The organism is Acidaminococcus sp. AM33-14BH (assembly GCF_003603525.1).
GTDB lineage: Bacteria > Bacillota > Negativicutes > Acidaminococcales > Acidaminococcaceae > Acidaminococcus > Acidaminococcus intestini.
In genome coordinates this window covers 77,348-97,086 of sequence record NZ_QTNG01000012.1, presented here as the reverse complement: position 1 = coordinate 97,086, position 19,739 = coordinate 77,348, and the positions used below count along the sequence as shown (strand labels likewise).

16 protein-coding genes are annotated in these 19,739 nt (G+C 49.6%); 3 read left to right on the top strand and 13 right to left on the bottom strand.

Translation table 11 applies throughout. The annotated features are described in order from the left end of the window. Positions 1–329: 329 nt before the first annotated feature. The 11 genes from scfB to uvrB all read right to left on the bottom strand — a co-directional run bounded on the left by scfB (position 330) and on the right by uvrB (position 13,995). On the bottom strand, positions 330–1,736 hold the full coding sequence (gene scfB / locus DW817_RS09070; RefSeq protein WP_009015610.1) for a thioether cross-link-forming SCIFF peptide maturase: 1,407 nt from the start codon (positions 1,734–1,736) through the stop codon (positions 330–332). A gap of 121 nt (positions 1,737–1,857) precedes the next feature. Next, the gene (gene scfA, locus DW817_RS09065) at positions 1,858–2,001 is read right to left on the bottom strand and encodes a six-cysteine ranthipeptide SCIFF (protein ID WP_009015611.1); all 144 of its coding nucleotides are present in this window, start codon (positions 1,999–2,001) and stop codon (positions 1,858–1,860) included. A 99-nt stretch (positions 2,002–2,100) separates the two neighbouring features. Further along, positions 2,101–2,925: a polysaccharide deacetylase family protein gene (locus tag DW817_RS09060; RefSeq protein ID WP_226828496.1), complete on the bottom strand. Its 825-nt coding sequence runs from the start codon at positions 2,923–2,925 to the stop codon at positions 2,101–2,103. A gap of 1 nt (position 2,926) precedes the next feature. Then, positions 2,927–3,859 (bottom strand): DNA-binding protein WhiA, encoded by a 933-nt coding sequence (gene whiA / locus DW817_RS09055; protein WP_009015613.1) that lies wholly within the window; start codon positions 3,857–3,859, stop codon positions 2,927–2,929. A 3-nt stretch (positions 3,860–3,862) separates the two neighbouring features. Then, entirely contained in the window at positions 3,863–5,254 is a 1,392-nt protein-coding gene (gene yvcK / locus DW817_RS09050; RefSeq protein WP_120112182.1) for a YvcK family protein, read from the bottom strand. Positions 5,255–5,274: 20 nt separating this feature from the next. Next, positions 5,275–6,135: an RNase adapter RapZ gene (rapZ, locus tag DW817_RS09045; protein WP_016459751.1), complete on the bottom strand. Its 861-nt coding sequence runs from the start codon at positions 6,133–6,135 to the stop codon at positions 5,275–5,277. 88 nt (positions 6,136–6,223) lie between these two features. Beyond that, a complete protein-coding gene (locus DW817_RS09040) occupies positions 6,224–7,039 on the bottom strand; it encodes a Cof-type HAD-IIB family hydrolase (RefSeq protein WP_009015616.1) in 816 nt (271 codons plus the stop codon). 70 nt (positions 7,040–7,109) lie between these two features. Further along, complete coding sequence (gene rd, locus DW817_RS09035; protein WP_009015617.1) at positions 7,110–7,268, bottom strand: rubredoxin; 159 nt, start codon at positions 7,266–7,268, stop codon at positions 7,110–7,112. A 97-nt stretch (positions 7,269–7,365) separates the two neighbouring features. Then, positions 7,366–9,192: an excinuclease ABC subunit UvrC gene (uvrC, locus tag DW817_RS09030; protein WP_120112179.1), complete on the bottom strand. Its 1,827-nt coding sequence runs from the start codon at positions 9,190–9,192 to the stop codon at positions 7,366–7,368. Then, positions 9,189–12,008, bottom strand: a complete 2,820-nt coding sequence (gene uvrA / locus DW817_RS09025) for an excinuclease ABC subunit UvrA (protein ID WP_120112175.1) — start codon at positions 12,006–12,008, stop codon at positions 9,189–9,191. Before uvrA ends, uvrC begins: the two co-directional genes overlap by 4 nt. Next, on the bottom strand, positions 11,995–13,995 hold the full coding sequence (gene uvrB / locus DW817_RS09020) for an excinuclease ABC subunit UvrB (protein ID WP_021736847.1): 2,001 nt from the start codon (positions 13,993–13,995) through the stop codon (positions 11,995–11,997). The genes uvrA and uvrB overlap by 14 nt, the downstream gene beginning before the upstream one ends. 334 nt (positions 13,996–14,329) lie before the next feature. Between uvrB and DW817_RS09015 the strand changes: the two genes are divergently transcribed. The 3 genes from DW817_RS09015 (at position 14,330) to DW817_RS09005 (ending at position 16,921) form a co-directional block, all read left to right on the top strand. Beyond that, on the top strand, positions 14,330–15,883 hold the full coding sequence (locus tag DW817_RS09015) for a DUF4127 family protein (protein ID WP_009015621.1): 1,554 nt from the start codon (positions 14,330–14,332) through the stop codon (positions 15,881–15,883). 32 nt (positions 15,884–15,915) lie between these two features. Beyond that, on the top strand, positions 15,916–16,407 hold the full coding sequence (locus DW817_RS09010) for a YajQ family cyclic di-GMP-binding protein (protein WP_009015622.1): 492 nt from the start codon (positions 15,916–15,918) through the stop codon (positions 16,405–16,407). A gap of 235 nt (positions 16,408–16,642) precedes the next feature. Further along, a complete protein-coding gene (locus DW817_RS09005; protein ID WP_243634113.1) occupies positions 16,643–16,921 on the top strand; it encodes a hypothetical protein in 279 nt (92 codons plus the stop codon). A 694-nt stretch (positions 16,922–17,615) separates the two neighbouring features. Here DW817_RS09005 and DW817_RS09000 read toward each other — a convergent pair. After that, a complete protein-coding gene (locus DW817_RS09000; protein WP_120112171.1) occupies positions 17,616–18,248 on the bottom strand; it encodes a trimeric intracellular cation channel family protein in 633 nt (210 codons plus the stop codon). A gap of 113 nt (positions 18,249–18,361) precedes the next feature. Next, the gene (locus DW817_RS08995; protein WP_226828494.1) at positions 18,362–19,603 is read right to left on the bottom strand and encodes a GspE/PulE family protein; all 1,242 of its coding nucleotides are present in this window, start codon (positions 19,601–19,603) and stop codon (positions 18,362–18,364) included. Positions 19,604–19,739 lie beyond the last annotated feature (136 nt).

The following is a 19,739-nucleotide window of genomic DNA, read 5'->3' as shown; positions in this document are numbered from 1 at the left end:
GACTCGGTCGCGTCACTAAAGTGACTTGACCCGCACATCTGTCAATCAATATTTAGTTTTCAAGGTTCTACCGTCGCTTTCGTTCTTGGCTATCGGCGACTTTCATAGAATAGCACTTTTCGAAAGCGCTGTCAACAACTTTTTTTAATTTCTTTTGGGAGCTTCGGCTCAAGACTGCTTCCCAATCAGAACTTGCCGTGTTGACAGGTACATACTATACCAGATTAAAAAATCTTTTGCAAGCACTTTTTCTCTTTTTTTATTTTCTCTATTTTCACTTACTTCTACTAAGAAAACTGGCTGCCGCAAAACGGCAGCCAGTACTGATCTTATTCATCTACCTGATACTTAAAGTTATCAATGACCGGACGTTCGTCCTTTTTGCCTTCCCGCACATCTTCGGTAAGGAGGGCCTGGACGATAATCGCCATTTCCAGGCGCTTGCGCTGAATCTTGCAGCCATATTCATAGGGCTTTTCAATGGTGCCATTCACCAAGTCGGCGTTTGCGTGACAGCCGCCGCTACAGAAGAAGCGGGCCCAGCAGGTCCGGCACTCCTCTTTCTTCATAACGTGCATATGGCGGAAGTACTGAACCATATCTTTTTTCACAATACCCATATCTAAGGTGCCCATCTTATATTGTTCCCGTCCAACGAACTGATGGCAAGGATAGATATCCCCTTCTGGCGTAATGGCATAATACTCGTGACCAGCTCCGCAACCTGCAAGACGCTTGGCAACACAGGGCCCATTATCGAGGGCAACATTGAAGTGGAAAAAATCAAAGGGAATTCCCTTGCGTCTCTTATCAAGGTAGATTCGGGCGAGTTTTTCATATTCTTTATCAAGGATTTGCCAATCGTCTTCCGTAAGGACATAAGGTTCATTTGTCCCGACAACTGGTTCCATGGAAATTTCGGACCCCACCTCGAGCATAGCGAGAACATCATCTGCAAAATGCGGGTTGTAATGGGTATAGGTTCCCCGGAGATAATAGTTGCGTCCCCGCCGGCTTTCAATGACTTTCTTGAACCCTTCAACGGCCTTATCAAAAGAACCCAGATGCCCCGGATAAGGTCTCATATGATCGTGTGTCTTTTTGCTCCCGTCTAGACTAAGGACCAACATGACCCTGTTGTCATTGAGATAGGTTACGATTTCATCAGTAAGAAGCGTTCCGTTGGTGGTCAGCGTCAGCTTGATATTCTTTCCCGTTTCTTTTTCACGTTTGCGGACATAGTCCACAATGAATTTTACGACGGGCATATTCATAAGCGGTTCCCCACCAAAAAGGTCAAGTTCCAGATTATGGCGCTTTTTGCTTCCCTTGATGGCAAATTCGATGGCCTTTTGGGCTACTTCCTTGCTCATGAGGGCACGATGGCCGCCAAAGTCCCCCGTATCGGCAAAGCAATATCCGCAGCGCAGGTTGCAGTCATGGGCAACATGGAGACAGAGAGATTTGAGGATAGGTTCTTCGGCAAATGTATCGGGTACGGAAAAGTCTGGAGAAAAAAGGAGGCCTGCCTCCTGCAGTTCCTTTAGTTCCGCCAGGACTTCTTCCACATCGCTGTCCGCGTACTTTCCCTTGAAATGGGCCTTTGTCTCTTCCGGGTTGTTCCCATCATAGAACCCCAGGATATCATAAATCATCTTATCGATGATATGGACGGCGCCGCTATTGACGTCAAGGACCACATAGTGGTCATCTAAATGCATTCTATGGATCAGCAAACTGTTTCCGCCTTTCATGATGTCTTAACAGTAAACGTACTCCCCTTTTCATAAAAAAGAGGATATGAAATGTAGAAAGAAAAAGGCTCCCCGCTTAGGCAGGGAGCTGTTCTACAATACCTTAAGCCTTTTCGCAGACCTGGTTGCCTACCGTGCAGGACGTTTTGCAAGCAGACTGACAAGAAGCTGGGCATTCGCCGCAGCCGCCGCTGCGCAGGGTCTTTTTCAGCATTTCTTTATTGACAGTTTTGATTCTCTTTGCCATCGTACATCCCTCCTGACTTTAAACTGAACTTTATTTTATCTGTTTTTAAGGCATTATGCAAGGGTCTTTACAAAACTCCCCAGGAACGCTGCTTTTGATTTACTTTTTATGATAATACCACAAGAGGAAACGATTGAGGTCATATCCCGTCTTTTCGTTCACCCAACTGATCAGTTGGGCCTTATAAAGGGCCCTTTTGAAATGCTCCAGATTTTTCGCCTTGTGATGAAAGACATTGACCCGGCGCAGGGTAAGCAGTCCATCCTGTTCCGTATTGGTCCCAATGAGCCCTGTTACGCCTGCCGCATAGCCGGCTTCCTTCACATCTTCGACAACCTCTTTATTATAGGCGCCATTGGGGTAGCTCAAGGTTACACCATTCGGCGAATAATATAGCCCCAGCATGTGGTCATGGCTCTTCTTGAGATCTGCTTTCCGTTCCTGGCGGGAGAGCAGTGGCAGAGGCTTGTGGATATAAGTATGAGAACCAAGTTCCCACCCATATTGGGCAAGCTTTACTTCCTCGTCCCAGGTTAGATAGCCCGGCCACCCTTCATACATTCCCGCCATGAACATATTCCCAATATAGCCATATTCCTTCATGATGGGGGCCGCATTGGTCAGGTTGTCAAGGTAGCCGTCATCGAAGATAAGGACACATTCCTTATGAAAGGAATCGCCCGCCTTTCTTCTGCTTGCATAGTCCCCTAACTTGATGGTCTTATACCCATTTTCCTTGAGATATTCCATTTGGGTCCGAAATTCATCGGTTGGCATGGAATAAAGATCTGACTTATCTTCCACTCGGTGATAGGCGAATATGGGCACGGACCGATCCCTAAAATCCAAGAAATCATGGACCGCCCATGCGCAGCCTGCCGCGACAGCAATAAGGCCCAACAGAATCCCCGTTTTTCGATTCATCTTACTCACGCGCTTCCTTCCCTATTTTTTCCGCAATCTGTTCCAATTTCTTCAGCCGATGATTCAGACCCGATTTTCCAATATGGCCTTCCGTCAGCGCTGCAAGTTCCCCCACAGCTAAGTCTTGGTGTTTTAAACGCAGACGCGCCGCCTCCTGCAAGTTCTCTGGAAGCTGATCCAATCCTACGGTACGGTCAATGGTCCGAATGGCAGCCAATTGGCGTACAGCAGCCTTGACGACCTTGTTGAGGTTTGCCGTTTCGCAATTGACGACCCGATTGACCTGATTCCTCATATCCTTTAAAACCCGAACGTTCTCAAATTCCAGATAGGAATGATGTGCGCCGATAAGGGAAAGGAAAGAAGCGATGGCATTGCCTTCCTTCAAGTAGACAACATAGGTATTTTTTCGGTCAATCACACGGGCTGGCAAATCAAACCCCTTCATTATTTTACAGATATACTCCCCCATGTCAAGGCGGTCCGTGATTAGTTCCAGATGATAATCACTGAGCGGGCGGCTTACAGAACCACCCGCAAGGAATACACCTCGAAGAAAGGATTTCTTGCACGCATTCTTTTTAAGAAGCGCGGCTCCCGCAAGGTCAAGGGGAGAAAGCAGGTGAAGTTCTCCCAAGGCTATCCGTGCCTCACTGCTGGGTACGACGTGGACTTGATAGCGATTGTTTTTCTTAAGTCTCGTGGACCGCGTCACAATGACTTCGGTCTGAACAGCAAAGTTATTTTTGAGCAGACGAAGGACGCGGCGTGCCAAAGCCGCATTTTCCGTCGTAAAATGAATGCCCACTTTTTGCCCTGATAGGGAAACGGATCCACTGATCCGCAAAAGTCCGAACAATTCAGCGCGTTCTCCTTCTTTTGCTTCAGAATCGAGCCGTGCAACTTCATTTTTCACATCACTGGCAAAGGACATGGATCATGACTCCTTTTCCGTGTTCTTTGCCGCCTTCCCATGACTGCGCAGTTCCTGCATAGTCTGGCGAGCAAAGAAATAATCAAAGAAACGTACGCCGCGTCCAAATAAACGCAGCCGATAGATGAGGGCAATGATGCATTTTGCCAGCTTCTGCGGGTTATGGCGAACCAGATCGCTATCATTCAGGAGTTTTGCCGGCACCGCCTCAATCCCTAGTTTTTCAATTTTGTCGATATCAGGGGAAACCGGTTCAGCCCCTTCTTCCTTATACTTGGCAATCTGTTCCGGTTTGGCTTTTTGAACATTGACAACCACATAATCCAGGGCCTGGGCTCCCATATGGTTCACCAAGGTCTCCACATGTTCATAGGCCCCGTAGCCATCGGTCTCACCGGGCTGGGTCATGACATTGCAGACATAGATCTTGACGGCCTTGCTCTTTACGACCGCATCCCGGATGCCCGGTACAATCAGGCTTGCGAGGACGCTTGTATAAAGGGATCCCGGCCCCAGAATAATGGCATCAGCATGCAGGATGGCATCAACGGCCCGCTGGGAAGCCTTCGGATTTTCCGGTTCTGTCATAAGCCGAACGATTTTATGAGGGGATGCGGTAATGGCCGATTCCCCAATGACAACGCTGCCGTCATCCATTTGGGCCTTGAGTTGGATGTTTTCCGATGTACTGGGCCAAACCCGTCCATGGACCTTGAGGATTTCACTGATGGCAGCAAGACCGTCTTCCATATTGCCTTCAAGATCACTCATGGCGGCAATAAAAAGGTTGCCCAGGCTGTGACCAGAAAGAAATTCACTGTCATGAAAACGATACTGCATGGCCCGTTCCATGACAGGCTCCGTGTCAGCAAGGGCCACCAGACAATTGCGCATATCCCCAGGGGGAATGATGCCCATTTCCTTGCGCAGCCGTCCAGATGAACCGCCGTCATCGGCCGTAGTCACAACCGCCGTACAGTTATTGGTAATGAGCTTGATTCCGCGCAGGAGCACTGACAGACCGGTACCTCCGCCGATGACAACAACAGATGGCCCTTTGTCCAGTTTCTGCTGCGTAAAGATCAGTTCCCGCAAGGATTCCTTTTCTCCGGGCATGACGGAACGGATGACCGTCTTGACGACACGGGCACCGCCATAACACATAAAGAAAATGCCCACAACGACGTTAAATAGGCCTAAGGCCGTAATGGTCGACTGATAGAATTCACCGCCTACATAAGAAATGAAATTAAAGACAAGCGCTTCAATCAGCCCGACAAACTGGTAATTGAAGATCAGGGTTACACCAACACAAGAAAGGACTGTCCCCAGACCGAAAAGAAAGAGCCACCGTTTGAGGTTAAGGCCTGGGTATAGCCACTTTATCCATTTCATAGGCACACTCCTCACGGGAATTATTTCTTCAAGAGATCTCGATGAATCACTTGGGCCTGGTACCCGCAGGATTCAATGAATCGCCCCAAGGCGTTGGCAACAAAGACCGAACGATGGTGACCGCCCGTGCAGCCCACGCCGATCATGAGCTGGCTCTTGCCTTCCTTCGTATATTCAGGAAGCAGGAACTCAATGAGATCATAGAGTTTCCGCAGAAAAGTCTGGGTCACGGGCGACTGTTCAATATAGGCCACGACATCGGCATCGTTACCATTTTTTTCCTTCAGTTCCGGTACATAAAAAGGATTTGGAAGGAAACGGACATCAAACATCATGTCGCAGTCAAGGGGCGTCCCGTGCTTAAAGCCAAAGGATTGGACTGCAATACTCATGGCGGGCAGGCTCCCGTCCCGTCCGTAAAGGGAAATGATCTTAGCCCGCAGCTCCTTGGTCGTCGTATGGGTCGTATCAATGATTGTCGTGGCCCGCCGACGGACATGGGAAAGAATCTGTCGTTCACGCGCAATATCAGCACTTAGGCCGCCCTTTCCAGCAAGAGGATGACGACGGCGCGTTTCCTTGTAACGGCGCACCAAAGTCTGGTCATCAGCGTCAAGGAAAACCAGTTCAAAGGGGATCTTCTCCCGGCTCAGCTGGTCGAGGACTTCCGTCAGTTCATCAAAGAACTTACCGCCCCTGATATCAGCTGCCAAGGCAAGCTGATCGGATTCATCACTGCGTTTCATGCACAGTTCGATGAATTTTGGGATAAAGGTCGGTGGCAGGTTATCGACGCAAAAGTATCCTAAGTCTTCCAAGGTCCGCATGACCTGGGTTTTCCCTGCCCCACTCATCCCCGTAATGATCAAATTTCTTGCCATGATGGATTCGCCCCCAATCAAAAGTACATTTCTCTTATTATAACTTTTTCACTTATATGCCGCAACAAATGCGGTGCGTGCGCGCCCCTTATTCCGGAACATCGACCTGATTGGTCATGACGCTGCGAAGAATAAGGCTGACCCCGGACTGGGTGTTGGAAGCCGTAATGATGCGGGCCGCTTTTTGAATTGTTTCCTTGGCATTTCCCATGGCAACACCTACGCCGGCATGGGCCACCATTTCATAGTCATTATCCGAGTCCCCCACAGTAAGAATCTCTTCTCGGGTAACTTCAAAGCGCTTCATTAAAAACTGAAGGGCCCGCCATTTATTGGTTTCAGGATCCGTAATTTCAAGGAAGCCTTTTGAGGAAGAAACGATTTTGATGGCATTGCCGTAGACGGTCACAAGGTGCCGCCGAATCGGTTCCGGGTCATCATCAATGACAAGCAATTTATGGGGCGCCTCGGCCAACTGGCGCAGGCCCGCACCAGCAACTTCAAAGGGAACACGGGAAAACTTGGCATAGTACTGTGCCTTGGCACAGTCAGCAGGAACCAAAAGGGTATCATTGACATAAGCCTGAACATAGATATCCTGATCAAGCAGTTCCCCGACAATGCATTTTGCCGTTTCAAGGGCAAGGGGCCAATGGGCCAGTGTCTTTCCCGTGGAAGGGTCTTTCACGAGGGCCCCGTTATAAGTCACAAGAGGCAGTTTGATTCCCAGTTCCTGAGCATAACTTAAAGCCGATCGATACATCCGGCCTGTTGCCAGTGTGACGAGATAGCCTCGGTCAATCGCTTCCCTGACAGCCTCCCGATCTTTCTGAGAAATATTTTTTTCTTCATCAAGCAAGGTCCCGTCGAGGTCCATGGCAATCATCTTGAGGATATTAGACATCAGCGCTTCTCCTTTCTGAAAAAAGAAAAGCTGTCCTGCCTCAGGAGCAGAACAGCCTTGTGTCAATCGGTTAGCCTTCTTCAAACTGATCTTTGCCTACGCCGCAAAGAGGGCAGGTCCAATCATCGGGCAGATCTTCAAATTTGGTGCCCGGTGCAATTCCGCGATCGGGATCACCAGCAGCTTCATCGTAGACATAACCACAAACTTGGCAAACATATTTTTTCATATCGGATTTACCCCTTTTCTGTATTTGTTGACAATCGAATTATACCAAAGGCTTTCCCCTGTTTCAAGCCTTTTCGTAAAATTTTTTAAAGTAATTTTTATTTAATAAATGTTCTTTTATCAGAAGCAGATGCATGCAGGAAAGCAAAGAGTTTTTCCGCAGCTGTCCGAGTCATGGTAGGAACTGCTTCAAGATCCTCAACACTTGCTTCCCGCATCTTTTCCAAAGAAGCAAACCGCTGCCAGAGAGCAGCCCGCCGTTTAGGGCCAATCCCCTCGATATGATCAAGGACAGAAACAAGATTGCGCTTAGCAAGCCTTTTCCGATGATAGGTAATGGCAAAGCGATGGGCCTCATCACGGATATGCTGGATGAGATGCAGAGCCGCTGAGGATTTATCAAGAAGGATGCTTTCATGGGCCCCTTCCGTAAAAATTTCCTCTTCCCTTTTGGCAAGACCGATAACGCGTACATCTCCAAGCCCCACACCGCGGATGACTTCAAGAGCCGAGCTTAACTGTCCTTTGCCTCCATCTATGATGATGAGACTGGGAATATCCTCCGCGTCCTTATACCGGCGATAGACGACTTCCTGCATGGATTTGAAATCGTCCGGCTTGCCTTCTGTAGAACGCAGTTTATACCGCCGATAATCCTTTTTCGAAGGGCTGCCATTGCGAAAGACCACCATGGATGCCACAGTTTCCGCCCCTTGATTATGGGATATATCAAAGCAATCCATCCGTTCCAAGGGGCCTGTCATGCCGATGGCGTGAGCCAAGTCCTCAGCAGCCTCTTCTGCCGGCTTTAGAGCAAGTCGTCCCTTCCGGAGACGTTCATCAAGGTTTTTCTTGGCATTTTCCTCCGCCATGAGGATGAGATCATGCTTAATGCCCCGCTGAGGGACAAGGATGGTGACATTTTTCTCATTTTTCTCCGTAAGCCACTGGGAAAGCAGGGCCCGGTCCTTATCAAAAAGGCCGCTTGACGTAATGATTTCCTTGGGGGGCCGATGCTCTTCCTGATAATATTCCCTAATGAAAGCAGAGAGGATTTCTGCTGCGGGTTCCCCTTTTTCATCATCAAGAAAGAAACTGTCCCGGCCCAATATCTTACCATTTCGCACAAAGAAGACTTCCAGGCAGACTCCTGTGTCATCCACCGCAAGACCTATGACATCACGGTCCCCGCTTTCTGTCGTTGCTTTCTGGGATTCTTCCAGCTTATTGAGGCTAAGAAGGGAGTCCCTGTATTGGGCTGCCTTTTCATATTCCATCTTGTCCGACGCGTCCTGCATTTTTTTCGTCAGCTGGCGCCGCAGTTCCGTGACCTTCCCATCCATAAGAAGAAGCACCTCATCAACGAGCTTCCTATACTCACTAAGGGGGACCTTTCCCGAACAAGGAGCCAGACAGCGATGAAGATGGTACTGGAGGCAGGGCCGTTTGACATTCATGCTGCGGCAGTGACGCAGGGGAAACATGGAACGGATGAGACGCATGGTTTCCCTTAAGGCCCCTACATCGGCATAGGGGCCGTAGTACTTGGCTCCATCTTTTTGAACGCGGCGCGTAATGTACATACGGGGATAAGCTTCATCGACCGTAATCTTGAGATAGGGGTAGGTCTTGTCGTCCTTGAGCTCGATATTATAACGGGGCCGGTACTTCTTGATGAGGTTGCATTCCAAGATAAGGGCTTCCATTTCGCTGGCGCAGACAATGGTCTCAATGGAATCAACATGGGCATTGATGGCCCGCACTTTCGGGGAAACCTGACTTGCCTTGCGAAAATAACTCCGCACTCGATTCTTTAGGATGACAGCCTTGCCGACATAGATAACCCGGCCCGCTGCATCATGCATGATATAAACGCCGGGCGCATCGGGAAGGACCTTCAAGGTCTCAGCAATGCGTTCATTCATTTAAGGATCCTCTTTATATACTGTCCTGTGTAGGATTCCGGTACCGCAGCAAGCTCTTCGGGGGTTCCCACAGCAACGATGCTGCCGCCCCTGTCCCCGCCTTCCGGACCCAGGTCGATGAGATAATCGGCCGATTTGATGACATCGAGATTATGCTCGATAACGACAACCGTACTGCCCGAATCAACCAGGCGTTCCAAGACCTGGAGCAGCTTATGGACATCAGCCATATGAAGTCCCGTCGTTGGCTCATCCAAGATATAGAGCGTCCGTCCCGTATTGGTCTTGGAGAGTTCCGCCGCAAGTTTGATGCGCTGCGCCTCCCCGCCGGACAGGGTCGTCGCCGACTGTCCCAGGCGGATATAGCCCAGGCCCACATCTTCAAGGACTTGGAGTTTCTTCAAGATTCGCTGATGGTTGCTGAAATAATCACAGGCTTCCGTAACGGTCATGTTAAGGACATCAGAAATATTCTTGCCCTTATAATGGACTTGAAGCGTATCCCGATTATATCGCGTGCCCCGACAGACTTCACAGGGGACATAGACATCGGGAAGGAAATTCATTTCAATTTTCAGCATGCCGTCACCATGGCAGGCCTCGCAGCGGCCGCCCTTTACATTAAAGCTGAAGCGGCCTGGTTTATAGCCCCGAACCTTGGCTTCATTCGTCGTTGCAAAAAGGGCTCGGATGAGATCAAAGGTTCCCGTATAGGTCGCCGGATTGGAACGAGGCGTCCGTCCAATAGGACTCTGATCGATATTAATGATCTTATCGATATACTGGACCCCCATGATCCTATCATGGGCAAGGGGGCGCTGCCGAGCCCCCATGAGTTTTTGGGCAAGGCCGCGGTAAAGGATGTCATTCACAAGGGTACTCTTGCCGCTGCCGCTGACACCGGTCACAACGGTCAGGGTCCCCAAAGGAATGGAGACATCGATGTCTTTAAGGTTGTTGGCCCGTGCCCCTTTGACTATTATTTTCTTGCCATTTCCTTTACGGCGGACCTTGGGAACAGGAATCTTTTTCCGACCGCTGAGATAATCGCCTGTGACAGACCCTTTGACCTTCATGATTTCCTTTGCTGTTCCCTGAGCAACAACCTGTCCCCCGTTTTCGCCGGCGCCAGGTCCAATATCGATGATCTGGTCAGCTGCAAGCATCGTATCTTCATCATGTTCGACAACAAGGAGGGTGTTTCCCAAATCACGAAGATGCTTGAGGGTGGAAAGAAGTTTGTCATTATCCCGTTGGTGAAGGCCGATACTCGGTTCATCAAGGATGTAGAGTACACCGACAAGCCCGGAACCAATCTGTGTTGCAAGGCGGATCCGCTGGGCCTCGCCGCCGGAAAGAGTAGCCGCTGCCCGGCTAAGGGTGAGGTAATCGAGACCGACATTGTTAAGGAAAGAAAGGCGGGCCCGAATTTCCTTAAGGATTTCCTTTGCAATGAAAGCGTCACGGTCGCTGAGGGAAAGCTCTTCAAAAAACTTCAGGCATTCCCTGACGGGCATTTGGCACACTTCATTGATATTGCGTCCACCCACCGTAATTCCGAGGACTTCCGGACGCAGTCGGGCCCCGTGGCAGGTGTGGCATTCAATGGCCGTCATAAAGGATTCATAATCAAGACGCTGACTTTCGCTCATGGCATCCTTGAGCCGATGCTTCAAAATAGGAATGATTCCCTCAAAAGCGGTCGTATGGGGATGGACCTCTCCCATAAGGTTTTCATAAAGAAAGGTAAAGTGCTCATCAGGGATTCCTTCCAGCAGCTCTTTCTGCACCTTTTTAGGAAGGTCGTTCCACGTATTTTTAAGGGAAAACCCCCGCGATTTCAAGACTTCGGCAAACTGGCAAAGAAAATAGGACTTCGGGTTGCTGCTCATGGCGGCAATGGCTCCGTCTTCAAAGGGCACGTCCTTGTTCGGGATCACAAGATCCACGTCAAATTCCATATGCATGCCAAGCCCCATACAGTCCGGACAGGCCCCATACGGAGCATTAAAGGAAAAAAGACGGGGCTCGATCTCCGGAAGGGAAATGTTGCAGTCCGGACAGGCAAACTTTTCGCTGTAGACTTCAGTCTTGCCGCCAATTATTTCGATTTCCACTGTTCCTTCGCCAAGTTTCAGAGCCGTTTCCAAGGATTCGGACAGGCGCCCGGCAAGGGTTGGCCGACTGATGAGACGGTCGACAACGACAGAAATATAATGTTTCTTTTTCTTATCAAGCGTGATGTCCTCATCAAGGGTACGGATTTTCCCATCCACCTTGACCCGTACATAACCGTCACGGCGGACTTCATTGAAAACCTGCTTATGCTCTCCCTTACGGCCCCATACAAGGGGTGCCAGGACCATAAATTTCGTACCTTCCGGCAGTTCCAGGACTTTATCGGCAATCTGTTGGGGACTTTGGCGCTGAATGACCTTTCCGCAATGCGGACAATGGGGCACGCCAATGCGTGCAAACAAAAGACGCAAATAATCATAGATTTCCGTTACCGTTCCCACCGTAGACCGCGGATTGCGGCTTGTAGTCTTCTGGTCAATGGAAATTGCGGGGCTGAGGCCGCCAATATAATCTACATCAGGCTTATCCATCTGTCCCAAAAACTGGCGGGCATAGGCTGACAAAGACTCAACATAGCGCCGCTGGCCTTCGGCATAGATGGTATCAAAAGCAAGGGACGATTTGCCGCTGCCCGACAGTCCTGTAATGACAACGAGTTTATTGCGGGGAATCGTCAGGGATATATTCTTTAGGTTGTGCTGACGCGCCCCCTGGATGACAATTTCATTTTCGCTCATGGCGTTTACTGATTTCTCCTTTGATCAAAATCATTTGGTCACGATATTCAGCCGCCAGTTCAAAATCAAGCTGCTTGGCGGCTGCTTTCATATTCTTTTCGATAAGTTTCACTTGTTTCTGCAAGGCCTTTTCAGAAAGCTTCTTCAGGGAATCCACGCCGCCTGCTTTCACAGTGCCGCCGTCTTCTTCCACTTTGGTGAGCTTGATGAGCTCCACGACCTTCTTTTCAATGGTCTTCGGCACGATCCCGTGAGCTTTGTTATAGGCTTCCTGCTTGGCCCGCCGCCGTTCCGTCTCTTCAATGGCACGCTGCATGGATCCAGTCATGACATCGGCATACATGATGACCCGGCCGTGGGCATTGCGGGCGGCTCGGCCAATGGTCTGGATCATTGCAGTATCGCTGCGCAGGAACCCTTCCTTATCAGCATCCAAGATAGCCACAAGGGAAACTTCCGGCATATCAAGCCCTTCGCGCAAGAGGTTGATGCCGACTAGGACATCAAATTCCCCTGCCCGAAGATCACGGATGATCTCGGCGCGGTCAATGGTTGCAATATCACTATGGAGATAACGGACACGGATTCCTGACGCGGCAAGGTACTCTGTCAGGTCTTCAGCCATTTTCTTTGTGAGGGTCGTGACAAGGATGCGTTCCCCGGCCTCCGCCACTTTATGGATTTCTCCCAGAAGGTCATCAATTTGACCCTTGATGGGACGAACCTCGATTTTCGGATCAAGAAGGCCTGTCGGACGGATAATTTGTTCTACAACCTGCTCGGCATGATCCAGTTCATAGGCTGCCGGGGTTGCAGACACATAGATAATCTGTCCCCGTTCCTTTTGGAATTCATCAAAGGTCAAGGGCCGGTTATCAAGGGCTGACGGCAGGCGGAATCCATAGTTTACAAGCTGTTCCTTACGGGAACGGTCGCCTGCGTACATGGCCCGCAGCTGAGGCAGGGTCACATGACTTTCATCAATGACAGTAAGAAAATCATCTGGGAAATAATTGACCAGCGTAAAAGGCGGCTCCCCAGCCTTGCGTCCTGTCAAATGCCGGGAATAGTTTTCAATACCGCTGCAATAGCCCATTTCTTCCATCATTTCAAGGTCATAATTGGTCCGCTGTTCGAGGCGTTCGGCCTCAAGGAGTTTTCCTTCTTCATGCAGGACGGTAAGCCGCGCCTTCAGTTCTTTCCGGATATCTCCGCGGGCCCGTTCCAAATTCTCATCACTGGTCACATAATGACTCGCTGGGAAGATGGCCACATGGGTCCTTTTATCGATTACGTCTCCTGTAAGGACATCGATTTCCATGATGCTGTCCACTTCATCACCAAAAAGCTCAATACGGATGCCCTTTTCGTTGTAGCTGGAAGGAATGACTTCAATGACATCACCGCGGGCCCGAAAAGAACCGCGCTGCAGGACCAGGTCATTTCGTTCATAACGAATCTTGACAAGTTTTTCCAAGATGGCATCGCGATCGACCTCTTGCCCAACACGGAGGGAAAGGACGCTGTCATAGTAATCCTTTGGTGCACCTAGGCCATAGATGCAGGAAACAGAAGAGACAACAATGACATCACGCCGCTCAAACAGCGCACTTGTTGCAGAATGGCGCAGCTTATCGATTTCATCGTTGATGGATGAATCTTTCTCAATATAGGTATCTGTTGCCGGAATATAGGCTTCGGGTTGGTAGTAATCGTAGTAGGATACAAAGTATTCCACTGCGTTATGTGGGAAAAAGGCCTTGAATTCGCTAGCAAGCTGGGCTGCCAAGGTCTTATTGTGAGCAATGACCAAGGTAGGCCGCTGTACCTTTTGGATCATCTGGGCAATGGTAAAAGTCTTGCCAGTACCCGTTGCCCCCAAAAGGACCTGCGTATCCATTCCTTCTTTCACCCCTTTGGCGAGGGCCTCAATGGCCTCAGGCTGATCACCGGACGGTGCAAAGGGGGCTTCCAATTGAAAGTCCATGAAAGGGCTCCTTTCCATAAAAATGAAGCAAGAGGTACTGTCCCCCAACTTCCTTATATTCTTAGAAGATTGATTCACGTTAAAGAAGGCATACAAAACCAAGGGCATCTCCCTTCTTAGGCAATGTCCTTTTGCTCATTATACCACATCAGAGTACTAGGGGATACGGTTCTTCCTCTTTTTCCCCTGACTGCGGCGGCTTTCCACAGTGATGAAAGCGTAGGCCGGCTAAAATCACAAAAGGTGTGAAAAAATGAGACAAATACGATATAATAGTTTCATTACGATGATGGAACATAGCCGGTTCCATTCCCAGAAAGGATGATGGAAGCTCTTGCAGATCAAGAAATATCTCTTAGGAAGCGCGGCAGCGCTCTTACTATTTTCAGGCCTTGCGGCTGCCTCTCCCAAGATCATCTACATTCCCTTGGACAACCGTCCTGTAAACCTTGAATATACGGTCGATACGGCCAAAGCAGCCGGTTATCCCCTGACTGTCCCACCGGAGAAATATCTTTCCAACCATAAGAGCGTCGGCGACAACGAGGGCCTTTGGGAATGGTTGGAAACCGAAGCCCCTCACGCCGAGGCCGCTGTCATTGCAACGGACAGTCTCAACTACGGGGGCCTTGTCGCCTCAAGGAAGCATCATCACCTGGAAAAATACCTCCGGGGAAAAATTGTGCGCCTCGACACGCTCCACAAAAATAATCCTGGCCTTAAGATCTACGCGTTCAGTACAATCATGCGGACGCCCCGTCAAAGTGTGGCCTCTGTTGAACCCGCCTATTATGAGACATATGGGCCCAAGATCTTCCGTCTTTCCCAACTGGCGGACAAGGAGGACATGGAAGGCCTTACGGAAACAGAAGAACGGGAAAAAAACCAGCTGACCCTTTCCATTCCGGCAAATGATCTAAAGGATTGGCGTACGAGGCGTCTGGTGAATCTCCAGACCAATAAACGCCTTATCCGCATGGCCCAGCGGGATGGCTTTCATTTTCTTGCCATCGGCAAGGATGATGACGCCCCCCTTTCCCAGACCCACATGGAAGCACGCATCCTGGAAAATTTGGGAAACGGCATGAATAAGAAACAGTTCCAAATTGTCCCTGGAGTCGACCAGCTGGGACTCACCTTGGTCACGCGGGCCATCAACGAAATCCGCGGCGATAAGCCCGCAGTCTATCCACTTTTTGCTCCTGGGACAGGAGGCAGCACCGTTCCCTTGTATACAGATGAAAGTGCCGAAAATTCGGTACATAACCAGATTATCGCCATTGGCGGCAAGATTGCTTCAAGCACTAAAAAAGCAGACCTCATCCTTGCAGTCAACACACCGGATGATGGTATTTGCCGCGATTCCACAGCCAATGAGAATGCCCCCTACAGCAACCGCGCCAACAAGGAATTTGCTGCCCAGATTGCGGACCTTGAACGCATGAAGCCCATTGCCTTGGCCGACATTGCCTATGCCAATGGCGCCGATAACGGATTTATGGAAGCGCTCTCCCATAAAAAAGCCCTGCTTGACCTTACGGCCTATTCTGGATGGAATACATCGGACAACAGCATCGGCTTTGCCCTTTCCCAAGGAATCTTGGCCAAACGAATGTCTGAACCAGACCGGCTCCGCCTGCTCAAGATCCGGCTCCTTGATGACTGGATCTATCAAGCCAATGTGCGTTACCGTGTATCCCTTGAAATGGACCGTCACAATGTAAAACTCAAGTATGATCTTGGAAAATATTATAACAAGATCCTTAGCCGGACAAATCGGCTCTTCAAGACCTACATCAGTGATGAACCGGACGTAAAAGGAACCGATTATACCATCGAGTTTCCTTGGAACCGCATGTTTGAAGTTTCCGTCCGCGTCAATCCATAACTACAGGAAAATGCCAAAGGAGGAACTTATACATGGCAAAAAACAGCTCTTTCGACATCGTCTCCCAATTGGATATGCAGGAACTTGACAATGCCCTGAACCAAACGAGAAAAGAAATTTCCCAACGCTACGATTTCAGGGGATCAGCCGCTGCCATTGAACTTGTTGATGAAAGCCTCAAGATGACCGCAGAAGACGAATACAAGCTAGGCGCCATCCTTGACATCCTGCGCCAGCGCATGGCTAAGCGGGGGCTCAGCCTGCGTGCCTTGGAACCCGGTAAGGTTGAACCGGCTGCGAAAGGAACGGTCCGCCAAACAGTCACCTTAAAGCAGGGCATTGATAAGGAAACCGCTAAAAAGATCATTGCTGCCATCAAGGCATCGAAGATCAAAGTCACGACCCAGCAAATGGATAATCAAATCCGGGTCTCCGGGCCCAAAAAAGATGATCTGCAGGCCGTCATCCAACTCATCCGCAGTGATGATTTCGGCATCGACGTCCAGTTCATCAATATGCGGTAATACAATTCAATGAGGCTGTGAGGAAATGATCATCTCGTTTCTTCACAGCCCTTTTTTCAATCAACGAGGAAAGGATTTTCAGCATGATTGCTTCTATCGCTCTGCGGCGCAGCATCCGAAACTATAAGCATAGCCCCGTTCCCCAGGACTTTGTGGAACAAATCCTCTAAGCCGGTCTGCTGGCCCCGGCTTCCAAGAATCGTCAGCCCAGCATTTCATCGTTACAATAGGAATCATGAAAGAGGCCCCCGTCCTGATCTTTGTCATGAATGATCTAGGCTGCCGTCTGGATCACACCCTCAGCTGGGACGAACGGGTATCGGGAATTTGCTACGCCCCGTCCATTGACGCTGCCGTCGAAAATGGGTGTCTTACGGCTGACAGTCTGGAGCTTGGCAGTCTCTGGATCTGCAATACTTATTTTGCCTGCCCTGAATTATGCCACACACTAAAAAGCCGCTGCGAACCAATCTGTGCCCTTGCCCTGGGATATGCCGCGGAAGCTCCCCCTTAACCGACTGCGCAAAGCTTTTGCGGATGCGGTGAAATTTTGCGATTCATTGTTGGGCAGTGCCAAAATCGTTCCGATTGGATGGGGTTACTTGCCCCATTGCTTAAAAAAGATACTTCTGAAAATAATGGGGGCATGATGTTTCGCAAAAAGCCTCGTACCACACTCTCATTCCAAAGTCATCCTCCAAATACCGTCGCCGTTCGATCCACTTTCAGGAATTTTTACGTTTGTTAGCGGAAAGAGCACAGGCTTACGCCGCATATCCGCATATCGGCCCATCCGCATTGTCAGTCGGCAGCTTCTTTGCTGGCATCTGGATAATCTGTTCCCCTCCAAATTAGATAACTGAAAAAAACACGATGGTTGGATCACTGTGACAAGCAGCACGTTTGCTTCGTCACCGAGGCCGATGGATCTTCGTATCTGTCCCCATCAAAACCTAAGCTGCAAAAAGCCAGAAAAAACGTAAGACACAGACATTCAAGTGAACCAACAGCCTTGCATGCCATAGCAAGTTCACATTTCTTATCAAGACAACCGCAATAAAAATCCCGTTTCAAAGCAGCTTGAGGGAGAATCGACCACTGTCGGCAATGGCCATCTTGGCCTCGTCATATCTAGCTGAGAGGACAAGAACATACATAAAAAAGAGGCAAGGAAGAAAGGATGAATGTCCTTCTTCCCTACCTCTATTTTACTTTACCGGTCGGTAGAGCTGCCATTTAAAGTGCACGGCAAGCACGCGGAGAATGATTACCACAAGGGCCCCAATGATAGGGGCAAGGTCCATGGCCCCAAAACGCCAACAGAGACAGATCATGATACTTCCCGCAATAGAAGCCGTGGCATAAACATCCATTACAAGGACGACAGGAATCTTTTGCGCCATGAGATCCCGCAGGACACCACCGCCCACTGCCGTTAAAAGTCCTAGGACAACAGGAAAAATATAGGATTCTGGTTCTCCATCCGAAAGGCCTACCATGGTTCCTGTAACCGTAAAGGAAGCAAGGCCAATGGTATCAGCAGCAATATAAAGAAGATTGAGGAACTTTTTTCTCCGGCCCTCCAAACGGTACGAAGAGATAAAGTAACTGGTTACAATAGCAACCAATAGGGCCAGTCCTATGGGAACAGGATTGCGCAGTGCTGCCGGAGGAATATGACCGGACAAGACATCGCGAATCATACCGCCGCCTACTGCCGTCAGGATGGCAAGAACGGAAATGCCAAAAATATCCATCCGTTTGACAGCACCCACAATGGCACCGGAAACAGCAAAAGATAGGGTTCCGGCAAGGTCAAACAAATTCCATAAAAGCCACATAAGAAATCTCCTTTTTGAATAAAATCGAGTGAAACGAACTGGTTGGAAGAAAAATAAGGGCTCTCCGCACCTATCTTATCCAAAAAGCGTCCAAAAAACAACAGAGGCAGTGGTTATTTCTTCTCTAAGGGGCCTAAGACGCGAAGCATTTCTTCCGGCGAGGTCTCTCCAGCAAGAACTTTTGCGCGGCCATCTTCGAAAAGGGAAGCAACCTGCTGCTGACGACCAAGCTCAAGCAGGGCCTTCTCACCCAGTCCTCGGGCAGCAGCCTGACGGCACGCCTCGTCAAAAGGAAAAACTTCCTGAACCGCAAGACGCCCGCTGTATCCCGTTCCTCGGCAATGGGCACAGCTGGACGCATGGAAAAGATGAAGCGGCCCCTTGAGAGAAAAATACGTCCTTTCCCAACTATTTTCCCCAACGGCATAGGCCGTCCTGCACTGGAGGCAGAGCCGTCGCAAAAGACGCTGGGCCACAATTCCCTTCAGGGCCGAAGCCACAAGATAGGAATCAACCCCTAGGTCAAGAAGACGGCTTACAGCACCAACCGCGGTGTTGGTATGAAGCGTACTGAAGACAAGATGACCGGTGAGCGCGGCATGGACACTCATTTCTGCCGTTTCCCGATCACGGATCTCACCTACGACAATCAGGTCCGGGTCTTGTCGGAGGATGCTTCTCAAGCATCTGGCAAAAGTGAGGCCAATCTTGGGGTGCACGGCAACCTGGCTGATGCCGTCAATCTGATATTCGATGGGATCTTCCACGGTAACAAGGCTCCGACCGGATTCATTGAGGGCCTGCAAAATGGCATAAAGCGTTGAAGATTTCCCCGATCCCGTCGGTCCGGTTACCAGAATCAGTCCATAAGGTTCATGCAGAAGCTGATAAAGCCGTTCCAGGTTTTCTTTTGAAAACCCCAGATGGTCCAGGGAGTAAAGACCTTTTCCACTGTCTAAAAGGCGCATGACAAGCGTTTCTCCGTAAAGCGTAGGAAGGGAAGAAACACGGATATCAATGGAACGGTCCTGGTAAGTCATTTGGATACGGCCATCCTGGGGCAGGCGTTTTTCTCCAATATCCATGCGGGCCATAATTTTATAGCGGGAAATCAAAGCATCCTGCATGACCGGTGGAATCCGCATAAGGTCCTGCAGGACACCATCCATGCGTCCGCGGATGCGAAGTCCATTTTTTTGCGGTTCCAAATGGACATCGCTGACAGACAGATCCAGACAGACTTCAAGGATTTTCTTGGAAGCGGCAATGATATTTCCATCATCTCTGCCGGCATTGGAAAAAAGCGCCTCTTGAAAAAAAGGGGCTTGCTGTGTCTGGGATTGGCTCATCATCATTCCTCCATATAATAAAGCAGATAATGCGAAAAAAGGGACGTTCGTCACGAGAAAACAGCCTTTTACCATGAAGCGCCCCCCTTTTAATCAATCGGGGTAGGAAAAAAGAACAGGAATCAGTATAATAAAAGACGTT

What these genes read in the sequence shown, in the direction of transcription:
- scfA (WP_009015611.1), bottom strand. Translation starts at nt 2,001, where the DNA reads ATGGCAAAGAGAATCAAAACTGTCAATAAAGAAATGCTGAAAAAGACC.
- DW817_RS09060 (WP_226828496.1), bottom strand. Translation starts at nt 2,925, where the DNA reads ATGAATCGAAAAACGGGGATTCTGTTGGGCCTTATTGCTGTCGCGGCA.
- whiA (WP_009015613.1), bottom strand. Translation starts at nt 3,859, where the DNA reads ATGTCCTTTGCCAGTGATGTGAAAAATGAAGTTGCACGGCTCGATTCT.
- yvcK (WP_120112182.1), bottom strand. Translation starts at nt 5,254, where the DNA reads ATGAAATGGATAAAGTGGCTATACCCAGGCCTTAACCTCAAACGGTGG.
- rapZ (WP_016459751.1), bottom strand. Translation starts at nt 6,135, where the DNA reads ATGGCAAGAAATTTGATCATTACGGGGATGAGTGGGGCAGGGAAAACC.
- DW817_RS09040 (WP_009015616.1), bottom strand. Translation starts at nt 7,039, where the DNA reads ATGTCTAATATCCTCAAGATGATTGCCATGGACCTCGACGGGACCTTG.
- rd (WP_009015617.1), bottom strand. Translation starts at nt 7,268, where the DNA reads ATGAAAAAATATGTTTGCCAAGTTTGTGGTTATGTCTACGATGAAGCT.
- uvrC (WP_120112179.1), bottom strand. Translation starts at nt 9,192, where the DNA reads ATGAATGAACGCATTGCTGAGACCTTGAAGGTCCTTCCCGATGCGCCC.
- uvrA (WP_120112175.1), bottom strand. Translation starts at nt 12,008, where the DNA reads ATGAGCGAAAATGAAATTGTCATCCAGGGGGCGCGTCAGCACAACCTA.
- uvrB (WP_021736847.1), bottom strand. Translation starts at nt 13,995, where the DNA reads ATGGACTTTCAATTGGAAGCCCCCTTTGCACCGTCCGGTGATCAGCCT.
- DW817_RS09010 (WP_009015622.1), top strand. Translation starts at nt 15,916, where the DNA reads ATGGCAAAAAACAGCTCTTTCGACATCGTCTCCCAATTGGATATGCAG.
- DW817_RS09005 (WP_243634113.1), top strand. Translation starts at nt 16,643, where the DNA reads ATGAAAGAGGCCCCCGTCCTGATCTTTGTCATGAATGATCTAGGCTGC.
- DW817_RS09000 (WP_120112171.1), bottom strand. Translation starts at nt 18,248, where the DNA reads ATGTGGCTTTTATGGAATTTGTTTGACCTTGCCGGAACCCTATCTTTT.
- DW817_RS08995 (WP_226828494.1), bottom strand. Translation starts at nt 19,603, where the DNA reads ATGATGATGAGCCAATCCCAGACACAGCAAGCCCCTTTTTTTCAAGAG.